Annotated in this window: 22 protein-coding genes and 1 tRNA gene; 1 reads left to right on the top strand and 22 read right to left on the bottom strand. The window is 63.2% G+C overall.

All coding sequences use genetic code 11. The annotated features are described in order from the left end of the window. Window positions 1-38: 38 nt before the first annotated feature. The 22 genes from AB4Y44_RS32180 to AB4Y44_RS32285 form a co-directional block, all read right to left on the bottom strand. Window positions 39-341: a DUF2818 family protein gene (locus tag AB4Y44_RS32180; RefSeq protein WP_028205666.1), complete on the bottom strand. Its 303-nt coding sequence runs from the start codon at window positions 339-341 to the stop codon at window positions 39-41. Next, window positions 341-1,813: an NADH-quinone oxidoreductase subunit NuoN gene (nuoN, locus tag AB4Y44_RS32185; protein WP_342921053.1), complete on the bottom strand. Its 1,473-nt coding sequence runs from the start codon at window positions 1,811-1,813 to the stop codon at window positions 341-343. Before nuoN ends, AB4Y44_RS32180 begins: the two co-directional genes overlap by 1 nt. A 25-nt stretch (window positions 1,814-1,838) precedes the next feature. Then, a complete protein-coding gene (locus AB4Y44_RS32190) occupies window positions 1,839-3,338 on the bottom strand; it encodes an NADH-quinone oxidoreductase subunit M (RefSeq protein WP_342921052.1) in 1,500 nt (499 codons plus the stop codon). 23 nt (window positions 3,339-3,361) lie between these two features. Beyond that, complete coding sequence (nuoL, locus tag AB4Y44_RS32195) at window positions 3,362-5,425, bottom strand: NADH-quinone oxidoreductase subunit L (RefSeq protein WP_342921051.1); 2,064 nt, start codon at window positions 5,423-5,425, stop codon at window positions 3,362-3,364. 14 nt (window positions 5,426-5,439) lie between these two features. After that, complete coding sequence (gene nuoK / locus AB4Y44_RS32200; RefSeq protein ID WP_006052894.1) at window positions 5,440-5,745, bottom strand: NADH-quinone oxidoreductase subunit NuoK; 306 nt, start codon at window positions 5,743-5,745, stop codon at window positions 5,440-5,442. 17 nt (window positions 5,746-5,762) lie between these two features. Further along, window positions 5,763-6,458: an NADH-quinone oxidoreductase subunit J gene (locus tag AB4Y44_RS32205; RefSeq protein WP_342921050.1), complete on the bottom strand. Its 696-nt coding sequence runs from the start codon at window positions 6,456-6,458 to the stop codon at window positions 5,763-5,765. Between the two features lie 175 nt (window positions 6,459-6,633). Beyond that, window positions 6,634-7,122 (bottom strand): NADH-quinone oxidoreductase subunit NuoI, encoded by a 489-nt coding sequence (gene nuoI, locus AB4Y44_RS32210; RefSeq protein ID WP_254357569.1) that lies wholly within the window; start codon window positions 7,120-7,122, stop codon window positions 6,634-6,636. Between the two features lie 15 nt (window positions 7,123-7,137). Next, window positions 7,138-8,202 (bottom strand): NADH-quinone oxidoreductase subunit NuoH, encoded by a 1,065-nt coding sequence (gene nuoH, locus AB4Y44_RS32215; RefSeq protein WP_042271744.1) that lies wholly within the window; start codon window positions 8,200-8,202, stop codon window positions 7,138-7,140. Continuing rightward, the gene (nuoG, locus tag AB4Y44_RS32220) at window positions 8,203-10,536 is read right to left on the bottom strand and encodes an NADH-quinone oxidoreductase subunit NuoG (protein ID WP_342921049.1); all 2,334 of its coding nucleotides are present in this window, start codon (window positions 10,534-10,536) and stop codon (window positions 8,203-8,205) included. Between the two features lie 113 nt (window positions 10,537-10,649). Further along, a complete protein-coding gene (gene nuoF / locus AB4Y44_RS32225; RefSeq protein WP_266230547.1) occupies window positions 10,650-11,978 on the bottom strand; it encodes an NADH-quinone oxidoreductase subunit NuoF in 1,329 nt (442 codons plus the stop codon). Next, window positions 11,975-12,460, bottom strand: coding sequence for an NADH-quinone oxidoreductase subunit NuoE (nuoE, locus tag AB4Y44_RS32230; protein WP_342921048.1), 486 nt, complete (start codon window positions 12,458-12,460; stop codon window positions 11,975-11,977). The genes nuoF and nuoE overlap by 4 nt, the downstream gene beginning before the upstream one ends. Window positions 12,461-12,589: 129 nt before the next feature. Further along, window positions 12,590-13,843, bottom strand: coding sequence for an NADH-quinone oxidoreductase subunit D (locus AB4Y44_RS32235; protein WP_342921047.1), 1,254 nt, complete (start codon window positions 13,841-13,843; stop codon window positions 12,590-12,592). Between the two features lie 9 nt (window positions 13,844-13,852). Then, on the bottom strand, window positions 13,853-14,458 hold the full coding sequence (locus tag AB4Y44_RS32240; RefSeq protein ID WP_254357572.1) for an NADH-quinone oxidoreductase subunit C: 606 nt from the start codon (window positions 14,456-14,458) through the stop codon (window positions 13,853-13,855). Window positions 14,459-14,480: 22 nt separating this feature from the next. Then, window positions 14,481-14,960 carry an NADH-quinone oxidoreductase subunit B family protein gene (locus AB4Y44_RS32245; protein WP_027819582.1) on the bottom strand — a complete coding sequence of 160 codons (480 nt, stop codon included), beginning with the start codon at window positions 14,958-14,960 and terminating at the stop codon, window positions 14,481-14,483. A 72-nt stretch (window positions 14,961-15,032) separates the two neighbouring features. Then, window positions 15,033-15,392, bottom strand: coding sequence for an NADH-quinone oxidoreductase subunit A (locus AB4Y44_RS32250; protein ID WP_091998289.1), 360 nt, complete (start codon window positions 15,390-15,392; stop codon window positions 15,033-15,035). A 164-nt stretch (window positions 15,393-15,556) separates the two neighbouring features. Then, a tRNA-Leu gene (locus tag AB4Y44_RS32255) sits at window positions 15,557-15,641 on the bottom strand. Between the two features lie 110 nt (window positions 15,642-15,751). Beyond that, entirely contained in the window at window positions 15,752-16,156 is a 405-nt protein-coding gene (gene secG / locus AB4Y44_RS32260; RefSeq protein ID WP_342921046.1) for a preprotein translocase subunit SecG, read from the bottom strand. 101 nt (window positions 16,157-16,257) lie between these two features. Further along, window positions 16,258-17,040 (bottom strand): triose-phosphate isomerase, encoded by a 783-nt coding sequence (tpiA, locus tag AB4Y44_RS32265; protein WP_368701820.1) that lies wholly within the window; start codon window positions 17,038-17,040, stop codon window positions 16,258-16,260. A gap of 158 nt (window positions 17,041-17,198) precedes the next feature. Continuing rightward, window positions 17,199-18,215 (bottom strand): NAD(P)H-quinone oxidoreductase, encoded by a 1,017-nt coding sequence (locus AB4Y44_RS32270; RefSeq protein WP_342921044.1) that lies wholly within the window; start codon window positions 18,213-18,215, stop codon window positions 17,199-17,201. A 146-nt stretch (window positions 18,216-18,361) separates the two neighbouring features. Next, window positions 18,362-20,509: a polyribonucleotide nucleotidyltransferase gene (gene pnp, locus AB4Y44_RS32275; protein WP_342921043.1), complete on the bottom strand. Its 2,148-nt coding sequence runs from the start codon at window positions 20,507-20,509 to the stop codon at window positions 18,362-18,364. Between the two features lie 364 nt (window positions 20,510-20,873). Continuing rightward, on the bottom strand, window positions 20,874-21,143 hold the full coding sequence (gene rpsO, locus AB4Y44_RS32280) for a 30S ribosomal protein S15 (RefSeq protein ID WP_042271770.1): 270 nt from the start codon (window positions 21,141-21,143) through the stop codon (window positions 20,874-20,876). Window positions 21,144-21,297: 154 nt separating this feature from the next. Then, a complete protein-coding gene (locus AB4Y44_RS32285) occupies window positions 21,298-22,590 on the bottom strand; it encodes a branched-chain amino acid ABC transporter substrate-binding protein (protein WP_368701821.1) in 1,293 nt (430 codons plus the stop codon). Between the two features lie 195 nt (window positions 22,591-22,785). Here AB4Y44_RS32285 and AB4Y44_RS32290 point away from each other — a divergent pair, with 195 nt between their 5' ends. Next, window positions 22,786-23,337, top strand: coding sequence for a hypothetical protein (locus tag AB4Y44_RS32290; protein ID WP_342921041.1), 552 nt, complete (start codon window positions 22,786-22,788; stop codon window positions 23,335-23,337). Window positions 23,338-23,376 lie beyond the last annotated feature (39 nt).

Raw genomic sequence — 23,376 nt, forward strand, 5'->3', positions numbered from 1 at the left:
TCGCACGACGCGTGCCGGCCGCGGGCCGGCGACGCGCCTCACGCCGGGCGGCGTTTGACGAGATATTGCCAGGTGAAGCCGGGGAACGCGAACACGACAAAAAGACTGAAGGTGATCGCGTAGAACTGCCAGCCCTGGTCAAAACGATTGCCGGCGCGCGCCTCCAGCAGGAAGCCAAACGTACCGACCACAAAATACAGCACGATCATTTCAGCGATGCGAATCCACGCACTCTTCTTCGGTGCGCGAAGCGGCACGACGCCGAACAATCGCTGGTTGAGGAACGGCAGGTTGGCGCCTGCGAGCGCCAACAGCACGATGAACCAGCCCGCTGCCGACATTAGAGCGGCAGCGTATGCGTAACAGCCTGCAGGCAGATCGACATCAGCGGGCCAGGAATGATGCCAAGCACGAGCACCGCCACGCCGTTGAGCGTGAGCAGCGCGCGGTTGCATGCGTGGCTCTCGATCGGTGCATCGTCCTGCGGTGCGTCGAAGTACATCAGCTTGACGATGCGCAGGTAGTAGAACGCGCCGAACAGCGACGTGATCACGGCGAGCACCGCAAGCCACGTGAGGCCCGCGTTCATGGTCGCTTCGAGCACGGCGAGCTTCGCGTAGAAGCCGACGGTCGGCGGAATGCCCGCGAGCGAGAACATCATGAGCATCATGACGAACGCGAACACCGGGTTGCGCTGGTTCAGGCCCTTGAAGTCGTCGATCGTTTCCGCTTCGAAATCGCGGCGGGACAGCAGCATGACGATGCCGAACGCGCCCAGCGTCGTGATCAGATAGACGATGCTGTAGAACATGGCCGAGCTGTACGCGCTGGCCGCGCCCGTCGCCTTGTTGTCGACGATGCCGGCGAGCAGGCCGAGCAGCACGAAGCCCATGTTCGAAATGGCCGAGTACGCGAGCATGCGCTTGATGTTGCGCTGGACGATACCCGTGATGTTGCCGACGATCATCGAGAGTGCGGCGAGGATGATCAGCATCTCCTGCCAGTCCACAGCCAGCGGCAGCAGGCCCATCACGAGGAAGCGCACGGCCCAGGCGAATGCCGCGACCTTCGGGCCGCCGCCGGTAAGCAGCGTCATGGCCGTAGGCGCGCCTTGATAGACGTCGGGCACCCACATGTGGAACGGCACCGCGCCCATCTTGAACGCCACGCCGGCGACGATGAACACCACGCCGAACAGCAGGACGATATCGTTGATGTGGCCCGAAGCCACGGCCTTGAACACTTCGTTCAGCTCGAGCGAGCCGGTCGCGCCGTACAGCATCGAGATGCCGTAGAGCAGGAAGCCCGAAGCGAGCGCGCCCAGCACGTAGTACTTCATGGCCGCTTCGTTCGACTGCGCCGCGTTACGACGCAGGGCGATGACCGCGTAGAGCGAGAGCGACATCAGCTCGAGGCCGAGGTACAGCGTGAGGAAGTTGTTGCCGGAGATCATCGTGATCTGGCCGAGCAGCGAGAACAGGCCAAGCAGGAAGAACTCGCCCCGGAACATGTCGCGGTCTTCGAGGTACTTGCGCGAGTACACGATCGACACGGCGTAGCCGAGCGTGACCACCGCCTTCATGGCGCTCGCGAACGGATCGACCACGTACATGCGCGTGAAGTAGTAGTACACGTGCGGATCGAACGCGTCCACCGCGAACCAGATACCGGCTATGACCGTGGTCAGCAGCGCGATGAAGTAGGTCGTGCGCCGGCCTTCAGGACCGGTGAACGTGTCGTTGAGCCACGCGACGACGAGGCCGGTCATCACCAGGCCGTCGGGCAGCAGAGCGTACATAGGGGCGTTTGGCATGATCTTTTGTTCCTCCGCTCGGGTATTACTGTGACAGCGGCAGTTTCGACACTGCGACGTGGGAGAGGAGGTTTTCCACGGAAACGTGCATCACATCGGTAAAGGGCTTCGGGTAGACGCCCATGAAAAGCGTAAACAGTGCGAGCACCCCAAGGATGAAGTATTCGCGACCGTTGATGTCCTTCAGCTCGCGAACATGGTCGTTCGCAACGGCGCCGAAGTACACCCGCTTGTACATCCACAACGTATAGGCCGCGCCCAGGATCAGCGTGAACGCCGCCCCGAATGCGATCCAGAAGTTGAACTTCACTGCCGCCAGAATCACCATGAATTCGCCGACGAATCCCGAGGTGCCCGGCAGGCCGCAGTTGGCCATCGCGAACAGCATGGCCAGCGCCGCGAACTTCGGCATGGTGTTGACCACACCGCCGTAATCCGCGATATCGCGTGTGTGCATGCGGTCATACAGCACGCCGATGCACAGGAACATGGCGCCCGAGACGAAACCGTGCGAGATCATCTGGATGATCCCGCCTTCCATCGCGAGCTGGCTCGATTCGCCGAACATAAAGAAGCCGAGCGTGACGAAGCCCATGTGGGCAATCGACGAGTACGCGACCAGCTTCTTCATGTCCGCCTGCACCATCGCCACGAGGCCGATGTAGATCACGGCGATCAGCGACAGCGTGATGATGACCGGCGCCAGGTAGTGGCTCGCGTCGGGCGTGACCGGCAGCGAGAAACGCAGGAAACCGTACGCGCCGAGCTTGAGCATGATCGCGGCCAGCACGACCGAGCCGCCCGTGGGCGCTTCGACGTGCGCGTCCGGCAACCACGTGTGAACCGGCCACATCGGCACCTTGACGGCGAACGCGAAGAAGAACGCGATGAACAGCAGGATCTGCGGCGTCATGGCGATCTTCGCGGCCTGCCAGGTGGCGAGGTCGAAGGTCCCGGTAATGCGGTACAGGTACAGCAACGCGACCAGCATGAGCAGCGAGCCGGCCAGCGTGTAGAGAAAGAACTTGAACGCTGCGTACACGCGGTTCGGGCCGCCCCACACGCCGATGATGATGTACATCGGAATGAGCGTGGCTTCGAAGAACACGTAGAACAGCAGACCGTCGGCAGCGCAGAAAACGCCGATCATGATGCCCGACAGGATGAGGAACGACGCGTAATACTGCGCGACGTTCTTCGTGATGACCTGCCAGCCCGCGATCACGACGATCACGGTGATGAGCGCCGTCAGCACGACGAACCACAGCGCGATGCCATCGACGCCCAGGTGATACGCAATATTGAACCGCTCGATCCAGACCGACTTCTCCTCGAACTGCAGGGAAGCCGTGCTCGTGTCGAAGCCCGCAACGAGCGGAAGGGTGACGAGGAAACTAAGCACCGAACCGATGAGTGCGAGCCAGCGGTCCGCACTCGGGTTCCGACGGGAACCCACTACAAGAACGATGATGCCGAATACGATCGGCATCCATATCGCAATACTGAGAATCGGAGTTGCGTGCATGCGTTTCCTCGCCTTATTTTGCCTTATTTGCCGCCAAGCGTTACAAACAGGGTAAGGAGGCCAAGCATGCCGATGATCATGGCAAATGCGTAGTGGTAGATATAGCCGGATTGCAGGAAACGAATGACAGTTGCAAACCAGCCGATAAACTTGGCGCTCCCGTTTACGACGCCGTCGATCACGACGACATCGCCCTCCTTCCACAGACCGCGACCGATCGCGACTGCTCCGCGAGCGAAGACGATTTCGTTGATCTTGTCGAGGTAATACGCGTTTGCCAGCAGCTTGTAGACCGGCGAGAAAGTGCGCGACACGACGGCCGGCAGTTCCGGGCGCTTCATGTAGAAGAACCACGCCACCACCACACCCGCGAGTGCGAGCCACACCGGCAGCCCCGAGAACGCATGCGCGCCCATCGCGGCCCAGCCCTGGAATTCCTTGCCCATCTCCGCGAGCGCTTCGTGGTTCTCGCCGACGAAGATGACGTTCTGGAACGCCACGCCATGCGAGAAGAAGTCACCGAAGAGCAGCGGCTGGATCGCGAACGCGCCGGCGATCACCGAGGGGATCGCGAGCAGAACGAGCGGCACCCAGATGACCCACGGCGACTCGTGCGGCACGTGCACGTGGTGTTCGTCGTGACCGTGGCCATGATCGCCGTGACCGCTGTGGGCGGCATTCGCGGCTTCGATCGCCATCGGCGATTCCGGATGCTTCGGACCGCGGAAGCGTTCTTCACCGTGGAACACGAGGAAGTACATACGGAACGAGTACAGCGCCGTGACGAACACGCTCGCGACCACTGCGAAGTACGCGAAGCCCGAACCCGGCAGGTGCGAGAGCTTCACGGCGTCGATGATCGAATCCTTCGAGTAGAAGCCCGAGAAGAACGGCGTGCCGATCAGCGCGAGCGAACCGACGAGCGAGGTGATCCACGTGATGGGCATGTACTTGCGCAGGCCGCCCATGTTGCGCATGTCCTGATCGTGATGCATGCCGATGATGACCGAGCCCGCGCCGAGGAACAGCAGCGCCTTGAAGAACGCGTGCGTCATCAGGTGGAAGATCGCGACCGGGTAAGCCGAGACGCCGAGCGCCACCGTCATGTAGCCGAGCTGCGAGAGCGTGGAGTAAGCCACCACACGCTTGATGTCGTTCTGGACCACCCCGAGGAAGCCCATGAAGAGCGCGGTAATGGCGCCGATCACGACGATGAACGACAGCGCGGCTTCCGACAGTTCGAACAGCGGCGACATGCGCGCGACCATGAAGATACCGGCCGTCACCATGGTTGCCGCGTGAATCAGCGCGGAGATCGGCGTCGGGCCTTCCATCGAGTCCGGGAGCCAGACATGCAGCGGGAACTGGGCCGACTTGCCCATTGCGCCGATGAACAGGCAGATACACGCGACGGTGAGCAGGTTCCACGAGGTGCCCGGGAACGTCAGCGCGGCGATTTCATGACCCTTCGCGAAGATGTCGTTGTAGTTCAGCGAGCCGCCGAACGCGAGCAACAGGCCAATGCCGAGCAGGAAGCCGAAGTCGCCCACGCGGTTCACGAGGAACGCCTTCATGTTCGCGTAGATGGCGCTTTCACGCTTGAAGTAGAAGCCGATCAGCAGGTACGAGACGAGACCCACCGCTTCCCAGCCGAAGAACAGCTGCAGGAAGTTGTTGCTCATCACGAGCATCAGCATCGAGAACGTGAAGAGCGCGATGTACGAAAAGAAGCGCTGGTAGCCCTCTTCTTCCGCCATGTAGCCGATCGTGTAGATGTGCACCATCAGCGACACGAAGGTCACGACGACCATCATGAGCGCAGTCAGCGAGTCGATGAGGAAGCCGACTTCGAACTTCAGGGTGCCAACCGACATCCATTCGTAGACCGTCGCGTTGAAGCTCGCGCCGCCCATCACGTCGAGGAGCGTGATGCACGAAAGCACGAACGCGACCGCGACGCCAAGAATGGTCACCGTATGCGCGCCCGCGCGCCCGATCGTTTTGCCAAAGAGACCGGCAATCAGGGAACCGGCGAGAGGAGCCAGCGGGATCGCCAGCAGAAGAGTTTCGTTGAGAGTCGTTGCCATAAAGTCAGCCTGCCTTAGCCTTTGAGCTGATCGAGATCCTCGACATTGATCGTGTCGAGGCTGCGGAACAGGGTCACAAGAATAGCCAGACCAATTGCAGCTTCCGCCGCCGCAACTGTAAGCACGAAGAACACGAAAATCTGTCCGTGAACGTCACCGAGGTAATGCGAGAACGCGACGAAATTCGTGTTCACCGCTAACAGCATCAGCTCAATCGCCATCAGGATGATGATGACGTTGCGCCGATTCAAAAAGATTCCGACGATCGAGATCGCAAAAAGGATCGCGCCGAGGACGAGGTAATGGGCCAGTGTCAGCATGGTTCGCTCCTTCGCGCTTAGCTCTTCGTTGCCGGTGCGGCCGGCGCGGCACCGGCCGCAGGCGCAGCCCCGGCTTCGGCTTGCGCCGGTTCCGCCGGCTCCGGCACTTCCACGACGGCCTGCATCTTCACGAGGCGCACGCGGTCCTGGCGACGCACGTTGACCTGCTTCGACACGTCCTGACGCTTCGAGTCCTTCGGCTCGCGCACCGTGAGCGCGATAGCCGCGACGATCGCCACCAGCAGCACGAGGCCGGCGACTTCGAAGGCGAAGATGTAGTCGGTGTAGATGATCTTGCCGATCAGGTGCGCGTTCGAGATCGCGGCGGCGGCGGCCGGCGTGGTATCGGGCACCGGCGTGCTCGTCGCGCCGAAGCCGTGCCACAGGATCAGCGCGGTTTCGACCACGATGATCGCGCCCACGATGGTCGCCACCGGAATGAAGCGCTTGAAGTCGCGGCTCAGCACGTCGATGTTGATGTCCAGCATCATCACCACGAACAGGAACAGCACCATCACCGCGCCCACGTAGACGAGCACCAGCAGGATCGCGAGGAATTCGGCCTCGAGCAGCATCCAGATCGCGGCCGCGTTGAAGAACGCGAGCACGAGGAAGAGCGCAGACGCGACAGGATTGCGCGAAGTGATCACCTTCAGCCCTGACAGCGTGAGCAGCAGCGCGAAGATGTAGAACAGGACGGTCGTGAATTCCATGATTACTGGTTCATCGTTGAGGCCTTCGTGAGGCGGATTGCGCGGCGCAGACTGGCGGCCAGACCAGGTAGCGTCGCGCCGCGGCGGTCAGGCTGCGGTATCGCGCGGGCGTTCGGCACACGCGCTCCCCACAGCCGGCCCGAACCGCGGGCCGATGCAGCGTCAAACTGAAAGATCAACGGTACGGTGCATCCGCTGCCTTGTTCGCCGCGATCTGCGCTTCATAGCGATCGCCAACGGCCAGCAGCATATCCTTCGTGAAATACAGATCGCCGCGCTTCTCGCCGTGGTACTCGAGAATGTGCGTTTCGACGATCGAGTCGACCGGGCAGCTCTCTTCGCAGAAACCGCAGAAGATGCACTTGGTCAGGTCGATGTCGTAACGCGTCGTGCGACGCGTGTTGTCCTCGCGCACTTCCGATTCGATCGTGATCGCGAGCGCGGGGCACACGGCCTCGCACAGCTTGCACGCGATGCAGCGCTCTTCGCCATTTTCATAGCGGCGCAGCGCGTGCAAGCCTCGAAAACGCGGGGACATAGGCGTCTTTTCTTCCGGGAACTGCACGGTGAACTTGCGCTTGAAGGCGTAACGCCCCGTCAGCGCGAGCCCCTTGAGCAGTTCGGTCAGGAAAAACGTCTTGAAGAAGTTTTGGATAGCGTTCATGGTTGTGTTCGCCCCTTATTTCCAGATGCTCAACGGCGACATGTACCAGAAGCCGACCACGATCAGCCACACGATGCACACCGGAATGAACACCTTCCAGCCGAGACGCATGATCTGGTCATAGCGATAGCGCGGGAACGTCGCGCGGGCCCAGATGAAGACCGACAACAGGCAGAAGACCTTCAGCACCAGCCAGAACACGCCCGGGATGAAGTCGAGGAACGCGAACGGGGCGCTCCAGCCGCCGAGGAACAGCACCGAGGCGAGCGCCGAGATCACGATCATGTTGATGTATTCGGCGAGGAAGAACAGCGCGAACGCCATCCCCGAGTAATCGATCATGTGACCCGCGACGATTTCCGACTCCCCTTCCACCACGTCGAACGGGTGACGGTTCGTTTCGGCAATGCCCGAGATGAAGTAGACGACGAACATCGGCAGCAGCGGCAGCCAGTTCCACGAGAGGAACGTGATGCCCCAGTTCGCGAACATGCCGCGCATCTGGCCTTCGACGATCACCGAGAGGTTCAGGCTGCCCGACACCATCAGCACGACGACGAGCGCGAAGCCCATCGAAATTTCGTACGAAACCATCTGCGCCGCGGCACGCATGGCGCCGAGGAACGCGTACTTCGAGTTCGACGCCCAGCCCGCCAGAATCACGCCGTACACGCCGATCGAAGAGATCGCCATCGCGTAGAGCAGGCCCGCGTTGATGTCGCCGAGCACCGCGCCCGCCTGGAACGGAATCACCGCCCAGACAGCGAACGCCGGCACCACCACCATGATCGGCGCGACCATGTAGATCCAGCGGCTTGCCTGCGCAGGCTGAATCACTTCCTTGAGCAGCAGCTTCAGCACGTCGGCGATCGGCTGCAACAGACCTGCGGGACCGACGCGGTTCGGGCCGAGACGCACGTGCATCCAGCCGATCAGCTTGCGCTCCCAGAGGATCAGGTACGCCACGCACAGCAGGATCACCACTGCGACGACGAGAATGCGCACCAGCGCCCAGACGGTGGGCCATGCCACGCCGAGCAGCTGGCTGCCGCCTGCATTGATCGTATCGAACAAGCTCATTTACGCCTTCTCCACCAGCAGTTCACCGAACAGGCTGCCGAGTTGCGCACCGGCCGGCGTCGCCGCCGACACGCGCACCACCGTCGGCGCAAGATTCGCATCGCGCGTCGCAGGCGCCGTCACCGACAGATCGCCCTGGCGCACGCGCACGGCGTCGCCTTCCTTCAGGCCGAGCTGGTCGAAGTATGCCGCCGGCAGACCGATCGCGTTCGCCACGCGGGCAGCCATGGTGAGCTGCAGCGCCTCTCCGCGGCGCACGATTTGATCGGCGTGGTAGATCGGCACGTCGGCGATGCGCTCGAAGCGGCCTTCCGCGGCCTTCGCGAGGCTGCCGCGTGCAATCGTGGCGCCGGCCTTGTTCGACAGACGGCCTTCGAAGCTGCCGTCGCCCATCGCCTTGCGGCGCACTTCTTCGGCGGTGTCGTATTCGAAACCCTTGGCGCCCAGCAGCGTGCCGAGCACGCGCAGGACCTTCCATGCCGGACGCGTGTCGCCGAGCGGGCGCACGACGCCGTTGAAGGTCTGGGACGTACCTTCTGCGTTGATGAAGGTGCCCGACGTTTCCGTGTACGGCGCGATGGGCAGCAGTACGTCTGCGTAGTCGAGGCCCGTCTTGTACGGCGAGAACACGGCGACCATTTCGGCCTGCGCGAGCGCGGCGCGCGCGGCGGCCGGGTTGGCCGTATCGAATTCCGGCTCGACGTTGAAGAGCAGATAGCCCTTGCGCGGCTGCTCGAACGCTTCGCGTGCGTTCAGGCCGTCGCGGCCCGGCAGCACGCCGGCGATATGCGCGCCGACCGTGTTGGCCGCTTCCGTGAGGAAGCCAAGCGTCGCGCCCGTCGTTTCGGCGATGAACTGCGCCGCGGCGTGCAGGCGCGAGAACTCCGGATGCTGGACCGCGGCGTTGCCGAGCAGCACGTAGCGGCGCTCGCCGTTCGCCAGCGACGCGGCGACCTGCTTCGCGGCTTGCGTGGCCTGTGCGCCTGCGAAGCCTTCCGGCACCGCAACGCCCTTCGCTTCGGCGACAGCCGCCGCGATCGAAGCGAGTTCGTCGAGCCATGCCGAGGGCGCGGCGACGATGCGCTGCGCGTTCGGGATCAGCGAGCCGTCAGCGGTGGCCTGCAGGAAGCTGACCTGTGCACCGCCCTTCGCTGCCTGGCGCAGACGCGCGGCGAACAGCGCGTGGTCGCGGCGCAGGAACGAGCCGATCACGAACGCCGAATCGGCATACGAGAGTTCGGCGATCTTCGTGCCGAGCCACGGCGCGCCTTCGAGCGGCGCCGAGAAGTCGCTCTGGCGCAGGCGGAAGTCGACGTTCGGCGTGCCGATCGCATCCGCGAACTGCTTCGCGAGATAGAGTTCTTCGAGCGTGCTGTGCGGGCTCGCGAGCAGCGCGAGCTGGTTCTCGCCGTGCTCGTCGCAAATGCCCTTGATGCCCTTCACGACGTATTCGAGCGCGGTCTGCCAGTCGGTCTCGATCCACTCGCCGCCCTGCTTGATCATCGGGCGCGTGAGACGGTCTTCGCTGTTCAGGCCTTCGTACGAGAAGCGGTCCTTGTCCGAGATCCAGCACTCGTTGATGGCTTCGTTCTCGAACGGCAGCACGCGCATCACGCGGTTGTTCTTCACCTGCACGACGAGGTTCGCACCCGTTGCGTCGTGCGGGCTCACCGACTTGCGGCGCGACAGTTCCCACGTCCGCGCCGAGAAGCGGAACGGCTTGCTCGTGAGCGCGCCGACCGGGCACAGGTCGATCATGTTGCCCGAGAGTTCCGAGTCGACCGTCTTGCCGACGAACGAGGTGATTTCCGAGTGCTCGCCGCGGCCGAGCATGCCGAGTTCCATCACGCCGGCGATTTCGTCGCCGAAGCGCACGCAGCGCGTGCAGTGGATGCAGCGCGACATCTCTTCCATCGAGATGAGCGGACCGACGTTCTTGTGGAACACCACGCGCTTTTCTTCGCTGTAGCGCGAGGCGGACTTGCCGTAACCGACGGCCAGATCCTGAAGCTGGCATTCACCGCCCTGATCGCAGATCGGGCAGTCGAGCGGATGGTTGATCAGCAGGAATTCCATCACGGCTTGCTGACCCTGCACGGCCTTGTCCGACATGGTGCGCACGACCATGCCTTGCGACACCGGCGTCGCGCACGCGGGCACGGCCTTCGGCATCTTCTCGACATCGACGAGACACATCCGGCAGTTGGCCGCGATGGAGAGCTTCTTGTGATAGCAGAAGTGCGGGATGTACGTGTCCACGCGCTGAGCAGCCTGGATCACCATGCTGCCCTCGGGCACCTGCACCTTCTTGCCGTCTATTTCAAGTTCAACCATGATGGTTAATCGTCCCTAACCTGTTACCGCTCAATTTCACAGCGGCATTCCCCGTCACTGCGCCGTTGCGTCGTGCTACGCGGTTCGCGCACAACATGCTGTCTCTTCGCCTGTCAGGCGGCCACCGTCTCCGAGGCCGCGTGCGAGCCGGCATGACCGCCGACGAGACAACGCTTGTTGTGCACGTGATATTCGAATTCGTCCCAGTAATGCTTGAGCATGCCGCGCACCGGCATGGCCGCCGCGTCGCCGAGCGCGCAGATCGTGCGGCCCATGATGTTGCCCGCCACCGAGTTCAGCAGGTCCAGGTCTTCCTGGCGGCCTTCGCCGTGCTCGATACGGTTCACCACGCGATACAGCCAGCCCGTGCCTTCGCGGCACGGCGTGCACTGGCCGCACGACTCTTCGTAATAGAAGTACGAGAGGCGCAGCAGCGAGCGCACCATGCAGCGTGTTTCGTCCATGACGATGACGGCGCCCGAGCCGAGCATCGAGCCCTGCTTGGCGATGGAGTCATAGTCCATGTCGGTCTGCATCATCAGGTCGCCCGGAATGACCGGCGCCGACGAGCCGCCCGGAATCACGGCCTTCAGCTTCTTGCCGCCGCGCACGCCGCCGGCCAGCTCCATGAGCTTCGCGAACGGAGTGCCGAGCGGGATTTCGTAGTTGCCCGGACGCTCCACGTCGCCCGAAATCGAGAAGATCTTCGTGCCGCCGTTGTTCGGCTTGCCGAGTTCCATGTACGTCTGCGGACCGACGCTCAACAGGAACGGGACGGCTGCGAACGTCTCGGTGTTGTTGATCGTGGTCGGCTTGCCGTACACGCCGAAGCTCGCCGGGAACGGCGGCTTGAAGCGCGGCTGGCCCTTCTTGCCTTCGAGCGACTCGAGCAGCGCGGTTTCCTCGCCGCAGATGTACGCGCCATAGCCATGGTGCGCGTGCAACTGGAACGAGAAGTCCGTGCCGAGAATGTTGTCGCCGAGATAGCCCGCCTGGCGCGCTTCTTCCAGCGCAGCCTCGAAGCGGCGGTACACCTCGAAAATCTCGCCGTGGATGTAGTTGTAGCCCACGGTGATGCCCATCGCGTACGCGCCGATGGCCATGCCTTCGATCACGCTATGCGGATTCCAGCGCAGGATGTCGCGGTCCTTGAACGTGCCAGGCTCGCCCTCGTCCGAGTTGCAGACGAGATACTTCTGCCCCGGGAACTGACGCGGCATGAAGCTCCACTTCAGGCCGGTCGGGAAGCCCGCGCCGCCGCGGCCGCGCAGACCGCTCGCCTTCACGTCGGCGATCACCTGCTCGGGCGGAATCTTTTCTTCGAGAATACGGCGCAGCTGCTTGTAGCCGCCGCGCGCGACGTAGTCTTCGAGATGCCAGTTCTCGCCGTTGAGGCCCGCGAGAATCAGCGGTTTGATGTGACGGTCGTGCAACGAAGTCATTTCGAAAGCTCCTCGAGCAGCTGGTCGATCTTCTCGCGGCTCATGAAGCTGCACATGCGGTGATTGTTCAGGAGCATCACCGGCGCATCGCCGCACGCGCCCATGCACTCACCTTCTTTCAAGGTGAACTTGCCGTCGGGCGTGGTTTCGCCGAAGTCGATTCCGAGCTTCTGCTTCAGGTATTCGGCGGCGCTCTCCGAGCCGCCATCCGGGCCGAGCTGGCACGGCAGATTCGTGCAGAGCGTGATCTTGTGCTTGCCGACCGGCCTGGTCTCGAACATCGTGTAGAACGTGGCGACTTCCTGCACCGCGACAGGCGGCATGCCGATGTAGTCGGCCACGTACTGCATGATTTCGGGAGACAGCCAGCCGTGCTCTTCCTGAGCAACGGCCAAAGCCGCCATCACGGCGGACTGTCGCTGATCGGCGGGGTACTTCGTCAACGCGCGATCGATTTCTTTCAGGCCTTCAGCTGAGATCATTTTCAGACACGACTCTTTCAATTCCTACCGAACGAAAACCTGCCGCGCGTTCTCATACATTCGCTGCGACAGACGTGGCGTTCCATGCTGCGTGCGCCCGGGACCGGGCGTACCTTACTGCGCGCCGCCCTAGCGGTCGATTTCACCGAACACGATGTCCTGCGTGCCGATGATCGTGACCGCGTCGGCAATCATGTGGCCGCGCGCCATTTCATCGAGCGCGGACAGGTGGGCATAACCCGGCGCACGGATCTTCAGACGATACGGCTTGTTCGCGCCATCTGACACCAGGTAGATGCCGAATTCACCCTTCGGATGTTCGACGGCAGCGTATGCCTCGCCTTCGGGCACGTGGAAGCCTTCCGTGAAGAGCTTGAAGTGGTGAATCAGCTCTTCCATGTTCGACTTCATGTTCACGCGCGAAGGCGGTGCAACCTTGTGATTGTCGATCATCACGGGGCCGGGATTCTTGCGCAGCCACTCAATGCACTGTTTCGCAATGCGCGTGGACTGGCGCATTTCTTCGACGCGCACGAGATAGCGGTCGTAGCAGTCGCCGTTCACGCCCACCGGAATGTCGAAGTCCATCTGGTCGTAGACTTCGTACGGCTGCTTCTTGCGCAGGTCCCACTCGATGCCCGAACCGCGCAGCATCGCGCCCGTGAGGCCGAGCTGCATGGCGCGCTCGGGGCTCACCACGCCGATGCCGACCAGACGCTGCTTCCAGATACGGTTGTCGGTGAGGAGCGTTTCGTACTCGTCGACGCAACCGGGGAAGCGCGTAAAGAAGTCGTCGATGAAGTCCAGCACCGAGCCCTGGCGCGCCTCGTTCATGCGGGCGAGCGCCTTTTCGTTGTGGATCTTCGACGCTTTGTATTGCGGCATTGCGTCAGGCAGATCGCGGTACACGCCGCCCGGACGGTAGTAAGCCGCGTGCATGCGCGCACCCGAGACCGCCTCGTAGACGTCCATCAGGTCTTCGCGCTCGCGGAACGCGTAGAGGAACACCGCCATCGCGCCGACGTCGAGCGCGTGCGAGCCGATCCACATGAGGTGGTTCAGCACGCGCGTGACTTCGTCGAACAGCACACGGATGTACTTCGCGCGGATCGGCACTTCAATGCCGAGCAGCTTTTCGATGGCGAGCACATAGCCGTGCTCGTTGACCATCATCGACACGTAGTCGAGACGGTCCATGTACGGCACCGACTGGATGAACGTCTTGTTCTCGGCGAGCTTTTCGGTCGCGCGATGCAGCAGGCCGATGTGCGGATCGGCGCGCTGGATCACTTCGCCGTCGAGCTCGAGCACGAGACGCAGCACACCGTGCGCTGCCGGGTGCTGCGGGCCGAAGTTGAGCGTGTAGTTCTTGATCTCTGACATGCGACCCTCTTAGTGTTTCTTCAGACCGCCGTAGCGATCTTCGCGGATCACACGCGGCGTGATCTCGCGCGGCTCGATCGTCACGGGCTGGTAGACCACGCGCTTCTGCTCCGGGTCGTAACGCATTTCGACATAGCCCGAAACCGGGAAGTCCTTGCGGAACGGGTGGCCGATGAAACCGTAGTCGGTCAGGATGCGGCGCAGGTCGGGGTGGCCTTCGAAGACGATGCCGTACAGGTCGAACGCCTCGCGCTCATACCAGTTGGCCGAATTCCAGATCTCGACGAGTGAGGGCACGATCGGCACTTCGTCGTCCGGCGCGAACACGCGCAGACGCACGCGCCAGTTGTTCGCGAGCGAGAGCAGATGCGACACCGCGGCGAAGCGCGGGCCTTCCCAGGCGCCGTCACCGAAGGTCTGGTAGTCGACGCCGCACAGGTCGACCAGTTGCTCGAAGCGCAGCGAGGGATTGTCGCGCAGCTCCTTGGCCACCGCGAGGGACTCGCCCGCCTTGACGACCAGCGTGAGCTCGCCGAGCGCCTCGGTGAGGCTGACGATGCGCGCGCCGAGGGCCGCTTCGAGGTTCGCTTTCAGGGTCTCGAGTTTGCTTGCCATATTGTGGGGAGGCTCGCGGCCTTTATTGACGGGCGATGGTGCTGGTGCGGCGAATCTTCGCCTGCAACTGGATCACCCCGTAGACCAGGGCTTCCGCTGTCGGCGGGCATCCCGGCACGTAGACGTCGACCGGCACGATGCGATCACAACCGCGCACGACCGAATACGAATAGTGGTAGTAGCCGCCGCCGTTGGCGCACGACCCCATCGAGATGACCCAGCGCGGCTCGGCCATCTGGTCGTAGACCTTGCGCAGCGCCGGCGCCATCTTGTTGCAGAGCGTGCCGGCGACGATCATGACGTCCGACTGACGCGGGCTCGGACGGAACACCACGCCGAAACGGTCAAGGTCATAACGGGCCGCGCCCGCGTGCATCATCTCGACCGCGCAACACGCCAGACCGAACGTCATCGGCCACAGCGAGCCAGTGCGCGTCCAGTTGATCAGCTTGTCAGCCGTGGTGGTGACAAACCCTTCCTTCAAGACCCCTTCGATACTCATGTGCTTTCCACTCCAGACGGACAGCCCACAGTTTCCCCGCAGTGCCGCCCATACAATCCGGCGATTAACCCATTATTCCCAGTCGAGACCACCCTTCTTCCAGATGTAGGCAAAGCCCAGCAGGAATTCGAGCAGAAACAGCATCATCGACAGGAAGCCCGGCCAGCCGATGTCGCGCAGGGCCACGCCCCACGGAAACAGGAACGCCGTTTCGAGGTCGAAGATGATGAAAAGGATGGCGACCAGGTAGTAGCGTACGTCGAACTTCATTCGGGCGTCTTCGAAGGCTTCGAAGCCGCACTCGTACGGCGAATTCTTTTCGCTGTCTGGCCGGTTGGGACCGAGGACCTTGCCGATTGTCACTAGCGCTATGCCCAGACCGAGACCCACAAGGAGGAACAGAAGGACGGGGAAATAGGCAGCGAGGTTCAAGGCTATCCTCTATATCGGTTGGTTCTGAGGTTCCGCTGGAACTTGCATCGCTCCGCGGGAATCACTTCACGTACTTCGCGCTGCGAACAGAAGACGAACACGACGTAAGAAGCAAAAATGCCAGCCGAAGCTGAAGCAAGCGGCTGGCATTTTTTAGATAACATTGGTGCCGACGGCGAGACTCGAACTCGCACAGCTTTCGCCACTACCCCCTCAAGATAGCGTGTCTACCAATTTCACCACGTCGGCACTACATGCAATCCGGGACAACAAAATCTTGCAACCCGCGAATCGCTTCAAGACTTAGATTCTAACTTGTTTCCGTTCTTTGTTCAACGCACAAAACAAGTTTTTCAATCTTATTTCGGCACGTCGTTGCCAGGTTGCGAGGCTGCTGCAGCCGGCGAAGCCGCCGCCGGAGCGGGTGCGCCAGGAGCAGATGCAACCGGTGCCGAAGCAGCCGGCGCCGAGGCCACGACCGGGGCTGGAACCGAAGCGCCAAGCACGCCCGCCGAAGGCTTCGCATGATACGACCCCAGGTAAGTTAACGCAAGGGTGGAGCAGAAAAACACCGTTGCGAGAACTGCGGTAGTGCGCGAAAGGAAGTTCGCGGAACCGCTCGCGCCGAACAGGCTGCCCGACGCGCCGCTGCCGAATGCGGCGCCCATGTCCGCGCCTTTGCCGTGCTGCAGCAAGACGAGGCCGATCACCCCGAGCGCCGACAGAAGCTGGACGACGATAATCAACGTTTTCAAATACAGCATCACACTCACCTGAGTCCTGGTTGAACGTCCGCCCCTCCCGGAGCAGACGCATAAGCAGCCCGCACGACGCGTTTTAGTTCGAATGCTTCGTGCGCAAGCCTTCAGCTCGCGACGCTGGCGCCCGCCGCAGCGGCCACGCAGATCGCGAGGAAATCACCCTCTTTCAGCGACGCGCCGCCGATCAGGCCGCCGTCGATGTCGGCCTGACGGAAGAGCTCCGCCGCATTTTCCGGCTTCACGCTGCCGCCGTAGAGCAGCGGCACGTCCGCCACTTGCGCGCCCTTGGCCGCGAGGCGCACACGCAGGAATGCGTGCACCTGCTGAGCCTGCTCCGAGCTCGCGCTCTTGCCCGTGCCGATCGCCCAGACCGGCTCGTAAGCGACGACGATACGCGCCGCCTCTTCGGCCGACAGCGCGGCCAGCACGGCATCGATCTGTGCGCCGACCACGCGCTCGGTCGCGCCCGACTCGCGTTCTTCGAGCGTCTCACCCACGCAGACGATAGGGGTGAGACCCGCCACGAGCGCGCGCTGCGCCTTCACAGCGACGCATTCGGAGCTCTCGCCGTGGTAAGCGCGGCGCTCCGAGTGACCAACGATCGCAAACCTGGCTTCGAAGTCGGCAACCATGCCTGCCGCGACTTCGCCCGTATAGGCGCCCTGCTCGTGCGCAGAGATGTCCTGCGCGCCCCATTGAACCCGGCTGCCGCCGAGCAGCGCCTGCGCCTGCGCGAGATACGGGAACGGCACGCACACACCAACGTGCACATCCGCGGGCAGCGCCTGCGCACCGCGCGCAACGCCTTCTAGCAGTGCCGCATTGGCCGCGAGACGGCCATGCATCTTCCAGTTACCGACTACGAGCTTCGATCGTTGTTTCGTCATTGTTCCGGTTGCTGTTAAAAGCGGACGCAAAACACATAATTTTACTGCGTGAAATCCAGGCGGGTCAAACCGCCCCGCCCGGGATGCACAAAAAATATGCGAAAAAAAATCCCGAAAAATCAAGCATGCGCACGCGAGTCGCCCGTACCGATGCACCGTCAGGCCGCGCCGCTCCAGTCGAGCATGATCTTGCCGATGTGCTCGCTGCTTTCCATCAAAGCGTGCGCCTCGGCGGCCTGCGCGGCGGGAAATACGCGGAACACGACGGGCTTGATGCGACCCTCTTCGATGAGGGGCCAGACCTTCGCCTTGAGTTCCTGAGCGATCTGGGCCTTGAACTCGACGGAACGCGCACGCAGCGTCGAACCGGTCACCGTGAGCCGGCGGCGCAGGATCTCGCCCATGTTGAGTTCGGCCTTGGAGCCGCCGAGCGTCGCGATGAGCACGATGCGGCCACCGGTCGCCAGTGCGGACAGCTCGCGCGCCACATAGCCGCCGGCCACCATGTCGAGAATCACGTCCACGCCGCGGTCGTTCGTAAGCGCCTTTACGACCTCGACGAAATCGCTGCTGCGGTAGTTGATGGCGCGGTCGGCGCCGAGCGCTTCACAGGCGCGGCACTTGTCGTCCGAGCCTGCGGTCGCGAACACGCGAAAGCCGAGGGCATGCGCGATCTGGATCGCCGTCACGCCGATACCGCTCGAGCCGCCCTGCACGAGCAGCGTCTCGTTCTCGCCGCCCTCGCCCTGGCCGAGGTAGGCGCGCTGGAAAACGTTGCTCCAGACCGTGAAGAACGTTTCGGGCAGCGAGGCCGCCTCGACATCCGTGAGCCCCTGGGGCACCGGCAGGCACTGGCCGAGCGGCGCGACCGCGTATTCGGCGTAACCACCGCCCGCGATCAGCGCACACACACGATCGCCGATCTTCAGCCCGAACGGATTGTTCTTCTCGTCGATCGCGCCGCCAACGATCTCGCCCGCCACCTCGAGCCCCGGCAGATCGGAAATGCCCGGCGGCGGCGCATACGAGCCCTTGCGCTGGAACACGTCGGGGCGATTTACGCCCGAGGCGCTCACCTTGATCAGCACTTCGCCGGCCTTCGGCTCGGGAGTTGGCCGTTCGGCCAGCTTGAGCACGTCCGGCGCACCGAATTCCGTAATCTCGACTGCCTTCATCTCGCGTCTCCTCAGCGCTTCGCGCCCCGTCCTGGATGGCGCTGCGCACGCGACAGGATTGACGCATGCGCACTGCCATTCACCCTCATTGTCATAAAAAACGGCCGGCGCGTTTTGCACGCTGCCGGCCGTTGGAGCTTACCGCTTTACTGCTGCGGCTCGCCTTGCGGTGCGCCGCCATTGGCCTGCTCGTTGAGCAGCGCCTTGGCGGACAGGCGCACGCGGCCCTTCTCGTCCGTCTGGATGACCTTGACCTTCACGACCTGGCCTTCCTTCAGATAGTCATTGATGTCCTTGATGCGCTCGTTGGCGATCTCGGAGATGTGCAGCAGACCATCCTTGCCCGGCAACAGGTTCACGATCGCGCCGAAGTCCAGCAGCTTGAGGACCGCGCCTTCGTACACCTGGCCCACTTCGATTTCGGCCGTGATGTTCTCGATGCGCTTCTTCGCTTCGGCCATGCCTTCGCTCGACGTCGAAGCGATGGTCACGACGCCGTCGTCGGAGATGTCGATCGTCGTGCCGGTTTCTTCCGTCAGCGCGCGGATCACCGAACCGCCCTTGCCGATCACGTCGCGGATCTTTTCGGGGTTGATCTTGATGGTGATCATGCGCGGAGCGTACGCCGACAGCTCGGTGTTCACGCCCGACACCGCCGAGGTCATCTTTCCGAGGATGTGCATACGGCCTTCCTTCGCTTGCGCGAGGGCGACCTGCATGATTTCCTTGGTGATGCCCTGGATCTTGATGTCCATCTGCAGCGCGGTCACGCCAGCTTCCGTACCCGCAACCTTGAAGTCCATGTCGCCGAGGTGATCTTCGTCGCCGAGGATGTCGGTCAGCACGGCGAACTTGTTGCCTTCGAGGATCAGGCCCATCGCGATGCCGGCGACGTGCGCCTTCATCGGCACGCCGGCGTCCATCAGCGCGAGGCAGCCGCCGCACACCGATGCCATCGACGACGAGCCGTTCGACTCGGTGATTTCCGAGACCACGCGGATCGAGTAGCCGAACTCTTCGGCGCTCGGCAGGCACGCGACGAGCGCGCGCTTGGCGAGACGGCCGTGGCCGATTTCACGGCGCTTGGGCGAGCCGACACGGCCCGTTTCGCCGGTCGCGAACGGGGGCATGTTGTAGTGGAGCATGAAGCGGTCGCGGTACTCGCCTTCGAGCGCGTCGATGATCTGCTCGTCGCCCTTGGTGCCGAGCGTCGCGACGACCAGCGCCTGCGTTTCGCCGCGCGTGAAGAGCGCCGAACCGTGGGTGCGCGGCAGCACGCCCGTGCGGATCTCGATCGGGCGCACCGTGCGCGTGTCGCGGCCGTCGATGCGCGGCTCGCCGTTCAGGATCTGCGAACGGACGATCTTCGCTTCGAGGTCGAACACGATGTTGCCGACCGTGGCCTTGTCGGCCGCCGTCGTGCCGGCCGCAGCCGCTTCTTCTTCGAGCTTGGCCGACGTCGCTGCGTAGACTTCCTTCAGCTTGGTCGAACGCTGCTGCTTGTCGCGCAGTTGATAGGCGGCGAGCAGGTTGTCGTTGGCGATGGCCGTGACGCGTGCGATGAGCGCTTCGTCCTTCGGCGCCGGCGTCCAGTCCCACTCGGGCTTGCCGCCGTCGCGCACCAGCTCGTGGATCGCGTCGATGGCCGTTTGCATCTGCTCGTGGCCGAACACGACGGCGCCGAGCATCACGTCTTCCGGCAGCTGGTCGGCTTCCGATTCCACCATCAGCACGGCGCGCTCGGTACCGGCCACGACGAGGTCGAGGCGCGATTCCTTGATCTGGGCACGCGTCGGGTTGAGCACGTACTCGTTGTTGATGTAGGCGACGCGTGCGGCGCCCACCGGGCCGTTGAACGGCAGACCCGAGATCGCCAGCGCAGCCGATGCGCCGATCAGCGCGGGGATGTCAGCCGGGACTTCCGGGTTGATCGACAGGACGTGGATCACGACCTGGACTTCGTTGTAGAAGCCTTCCGGGAAAAGCGGACGCAGCGGGCGGTCGATCAGGCGCGAGATCAGCGTCTCGCCTTCCGACGGACGGCCTTCGCGGCGGAAGAAGCCACCCGGGATCTTGCCGGCCGAATAGGTCTTTTCGATGTAATCGACGGTGAGCGGGAAGAAGTCCTGACCCGGCTTGGCGGTCTTCGCGCCGACGACGGTCGCGAGCACGACGGTGTCTTCGACGTCGACGATGACAGCACCGCTGGCCTGACGGGCGATCTCACCCGTTTCGAGGCGCACGTTGTGCTGGCCCCATTTGAATTCCTTCACGACTTTATTGAACATGGTCATGGTCACTCACTCCTTACTCATTTGTTATGCGCCGCCCGCACACGCGGACGATGCGGCAAGACAGGTTCCGGCACCGCGCAGGAAGAGGAGTGTTATGCCATTCCAGCGGATCGCGAGGTTGCAAAACGGTTGCAGTGCGGCTGTGACGCATCGCCGCGTACGATCTGCTGGAATGACACAAAGCTCTGCCCCGAGGCCCGGCCCTGCTGCTTGTACTGCTGGTGCTACTTGGTGTTGCCTTGTGTCCCGGACCGGTGTTTATCGCATCAAAACAGCTTGAAAAGCAGCATGAAGCGCACCGTTCAAAAACAAAATGCCTGCATCAGTGGAACTGACACAGGCATCTTTGCGGAAGACCTTCCGATTACTTACGCAGACCCAGCTTCTCGATCAGCGCGCGGTAACGGTCAGCGTCCTTGCCCTTCAGGTAGTCGAGCAGCTTGCGGCGGCGGCTCACCATGCGCAGCAGACCGCGGCGGCTGTGGTGATCCTTCGCGTGCGACTTGAAGTGCGAGGTCAGTTCGTTGATACGCGACGTCAGGAGCGCAACCTGAACTTCGGGCGAACCCGTGTCGTTGGTGCCGCGCGCGAATTGCGCGACGACGTCGGACTTCTTGATATCTGCTACGGACATTTTGCTTTTCCTTTAAAACAAACGAGCGGTCACGGAAGAAAGGCCGTGCCGTGGCTTGGTTCTTACTGCGTGATTGTCTTGCCGCAGGTTCGCGACAAGGGGCGTATTGTAGCACAGCCCCGATTTGCCGCGAAACCGCTTGTAAGGGACGCGGTCACGGCCGCTTCATCTGGCAGACCGTGGCGGGCACGGTCTGCTGCGCAGGCAGCGCCAGCACCGTGCGAAAGCCGTAGCCGGAACCCTCGTTGTCGTTGCGCACGCCGGGCGTGTCCTGCCTGTCCATCTCCATGACATAAAGGGGCTGGATCACCTGGTGGTCGTCGGCGCGCATCCACATGGGGTGAAAGCCATTGTCGAAGCGCATGCCCTCCAGCGTCCTGGCGACCGCCGCGGGGTCGGCCGTACCCGCCTTCGTCATGGCCTGCGCGAGCATCTCCACCATCATCGACATGCGCAACACCGGGTAGTCGTCCTTCGCTGCCGGATAGCGCGCGCGGAACGCCTTGTACCACGCGTCGGAGGCCACACCGCCTGCGTTCGGATGCCAGTCTGCCACGGCGATCACGCGCTTCACGCCCGCATCGCCCAGCGCCGCCGGCGCGCCGAGGCTGTTGCCGTAGAAGGTGTAGAACTTCGCGTCGAGGCCCTGCTCGCGCGCGGCCTTCACGAGCAGCGTGAGGTCATTGCCCCAGTTTCCCGTGATGACGGCGTCGGCGCCCGCGGCGCGAATCTTGGCGATGTACGGCGCGAAGTCCTTCACGCGGCCAATGGGGTGAAACTCGTCGCCGACGACGGCGATGTCCGGACGGTCCTTCACGAGCGCGGCGCGGGCGAGCGTGCTCACGTCGTGGCCGAAGCTGTAGTCCTGGTTGAGCAGATACACCTTCTTCACCGACTTGTCCGCGGCGATCACGTCCGCGAGCGCGTCCATGCGCATGCCCGCGTGCGCGTCGAAGCGGAAGTGCCAGAAGCTGCAATTCGCGTTGGTGAGCGCGGGGTCGTCGGCGGAATAGTTGAGGAAGAGCTCGCGGTTCTCCGGATCGCGCGTGGCCTGGCGATCGACTGCCGACTCGAGCGCCGCCGCCACCGCCGAGCTGTTGCCCTGCATGACATAGCCGATGTGGCGGTCCTGCGCCATGCGCAACTGCACGAGCGCCGCCTCGGGGCTGCCCTTGCTGTCGAGCGTCACCAGTTCGAGCGGATGCGCCCCGTCACGCAGCACGACGCCGCCGCGCGCATTGACGCGTTCCACGCCGAAGCGCAGATTGCGCTCGACGGCCGCGCCCGCGTCCGCGAACGGGCCGGACATGCCTTCGATGAGCGCGAGCTGGATCGGCTTGCCGGTCGGCGCCTCATCCGCCCGTACACCGGTTGAGGCCGCGAGGCCTGCCGCCAGCGCCGTCACGGTGACCACGATCGCCGCCGCACGCGTCATGCGTGCCGTCATGCGCTTTTCTCTCATTGTTTGATGCCAGCCCGATTGTCATTCGAAGCGCGGATCATAGGCCGCGAGGCGGGCCGACGGCAAGGCCGCGATCCTCGGCGTAGCCGCACAGGCCCGCCCCGCGAGCGCCTCGCGCCGTGTCAAAATAAGGGTTCCACATTCACGGCGGTCATTGAAACCTTGCCATCGGGGGACATCATGTTCACGCGCCTCTCAACCTCGCTCGCAACGCCCGTGCGCCTCGCCTCGCGCCGCCTGCGCCTCGGGCTCGTCGCGGGCGTGGGCGCACTCGCGCTCGCCGGCTGCGCGCAGCCGTGGCAGCAATTCCATGCAGGCGACGACGCGCAGTCCGTGATCGGCCGCTTCGGGCCGCCGGCTGAAACCTACGACCTGCCCGACGGCGGCAAGCGCCTCATGTGGCCGACCCAGCCGATGGGCGAAACCACCACCGCCGCCGACATCGACGCGAGCGGCCGCGTCGTGAACGTGCGCCAGGTGCTGCAGCCCAACGAGTTCTATCGCGCCGAAATCGGCAAATGGACGCGCAGCGACGTGCTCGTGAACTTCGGCCGCCCGGTCGAAACCTCCTACTTCCCGCTGATGAAGAAGGAAGCGTGGACCTACCGCTACCTCGAAGACAACGTTTGGTACATGCTCTACAGCTTCTACTTCGACGACCAGGGCATTCTGCGGCTCACGCAGAAGACGCCCGATCCGCTGCACGACCCGGATCGCCGCAGCCTGTTCTGATTGTCTTGGCCGCAGCGGCCCCGGCGCCGCAAAAAACAA

It is taken from the genome of Paraburkholderia sp. BR10937 (genome assembly GCF_040965695.1).
Classification (GTDB): domain Bacteria; phylum Pseudomonadota; class Gammaproteobacteria; order Burkholderiales; family Burkholderiaceae; genus Paraburkholderia.

What these genes read in the sequence shown, in the direction of transcription:
- AB4Y44_RS32180 (WP_028205666.1), bottom strand. Translation starts at nt 341, where the DNA reads ATGTCGGCAGCGGGCTGGTTCATCGTGCTGTTGGCGCTCGCAGGCGCC.
- nuoN (WP_342921053.1), bottom strand. Translation starts at nt 1,813, where the DNA reads ATGCCAAACGCCCCTATGTACGCTCTGCTGCCCGACGGCCTGGTGATG.
- AB4Y44_RS32190 (WP_342921052.1), bottom strand. Translation starts at nt 3,338, where the DNA reads ATGCACGCAACTCCGATTCTCAGTATTGCGATATGGATGCCGATCGTA.
- nuoL (WP_342921051.1), bottom strand. Translation starts at nt 5,425, where the DNA reads ATGGCAACGACTCTCAACGAAACTCTTCTGCTGGCGATCCCGCTGGCT.
- nuoK (WP_006052894.1), bottom strand. Translation starts at nt 5,745, where the DNA reads ATGCTGACACTGGCCCATTACCTCGTCCTCGGCGCGATCCTTTTTGCG.
- AB4Y44_RS32205 (WP_342921050.1), bottom strand. Translation starts at nt 6,458, where the DNA reads ATGGAATTCACGACCGTCCTGTTCTACATCTTCGCGCTGCTGCTCACG.
- nuoI (WP_254357569.1), bottom strand. Translation starts at nt 7,122, where the DNA reads ATGAACGCTATCCAAAACTTCTTCAAGACGTTTTTCCTGACCGAACTG.
- nuoH (WP_042271744.1), bottom strand. Translation starts at nt 8,202, where the DNA reads ATGAGCTTGTTCGATACGATCAATGCAGGCGGCAGCCAGCTGCTCGGC.
- nuoG (WP_342921049.1), bottom strand. Translation starts at nt 10,536, where the DNA reads ATGGTTGAACTTGAAATAGACGGCAAGAAGGTGCAGGTGCCCGAGGGC.
- nuoF (WP_266230547.1), bottom strand. Translation starts at nt 11,978, where the DNA reads ATGACTTCGTTGCACGACCGTCACATCAAACCGCTGATTCTCGCGGGC.
- nuoE (WP_342921048.1), bottom strand. Translation starts at nt 12,460, where the DNA reads ATGATCTCAGCTGAAGGCCTGAAAGAAATCGATCGCGCGTTGACGAAG.
- AB4Y44_RS32235 (WP_342921047.1), bottom strand. Translation starts at nt 13,843, where the DNA reads ATGTCAGAGATCAAGAACTACACGCTCAACTTCGGCCCGCAGCACCCG.
- AB4Y44_RS32240 (WP_254357572.1), bottom strand. Translation starts at nt 14,458, where the DNA reads ATGGCAAGCAAACTCGAGACCCTGAAAGCGAACCTCGAAGCGGCCCTC.
- AB4Y44_RS32245 (WP_027819582.1), bottom strand. Translation starts at nt 14,960, where the DNA reads ATGAGTATCGAAGGGGTCTTGAAGGAAGGGTTTGTCACCACCACGGCT.
- secG (WP_342921046.1), bottom strand. Translation starts at nt 16,156, where the DNA reads ATGCTGTATTTGAAAACGTTGATTATCGTCGTCCAGCTTCTGTCGGCG.
- tpiA (WP_368701820.1), bottom strand. Translation starts at nt 17,040, where the DNA reads ATGACGAAACAACGATCGAAGCTCGTAGTCGGTAACTGGAAGATGCAT.
- AB4Y44_RS32270 (WP_342921044.1), bottom strand. Translation starts at nt 18,215, where the DNA reads ATGAAGGCAGTCGAGATTACGGAATTCGGTGCGCCGGACGTGCTCAAG.
- pnp (WP_342921043.1), bottom strand. Translation starts at nt 20,509, where the DNA reads ATGACCATGTTCAATAAAGTCGTGAAGGAATTCAAATGGGGCCAGCAC.
- rpsO (WP_042271770.1), bottom strand. Translation starts at nt 21,143, where the DNA reads ATGTCCGTAGCAGATATCAAGAAGTCCGACGTCGTCGCGCAATTCGCG.
- AB4Y44_RS32285 (WP_368701821.1), bottom strand. Translation starts at nt 22,590, where the DNA reads ATGACGGCACGCATGACGCGTGCGGCGGCGATCGTGGTCACCGTGACG.
- AB4Y44_RS32290 (WP_342921041.1), top strand. Translation starts at nt 22,786, where the DNA reads ATGTTCACGCGCCTCTCAACCTCGCTCGCAACGCCCGTGCGCCTCGCC.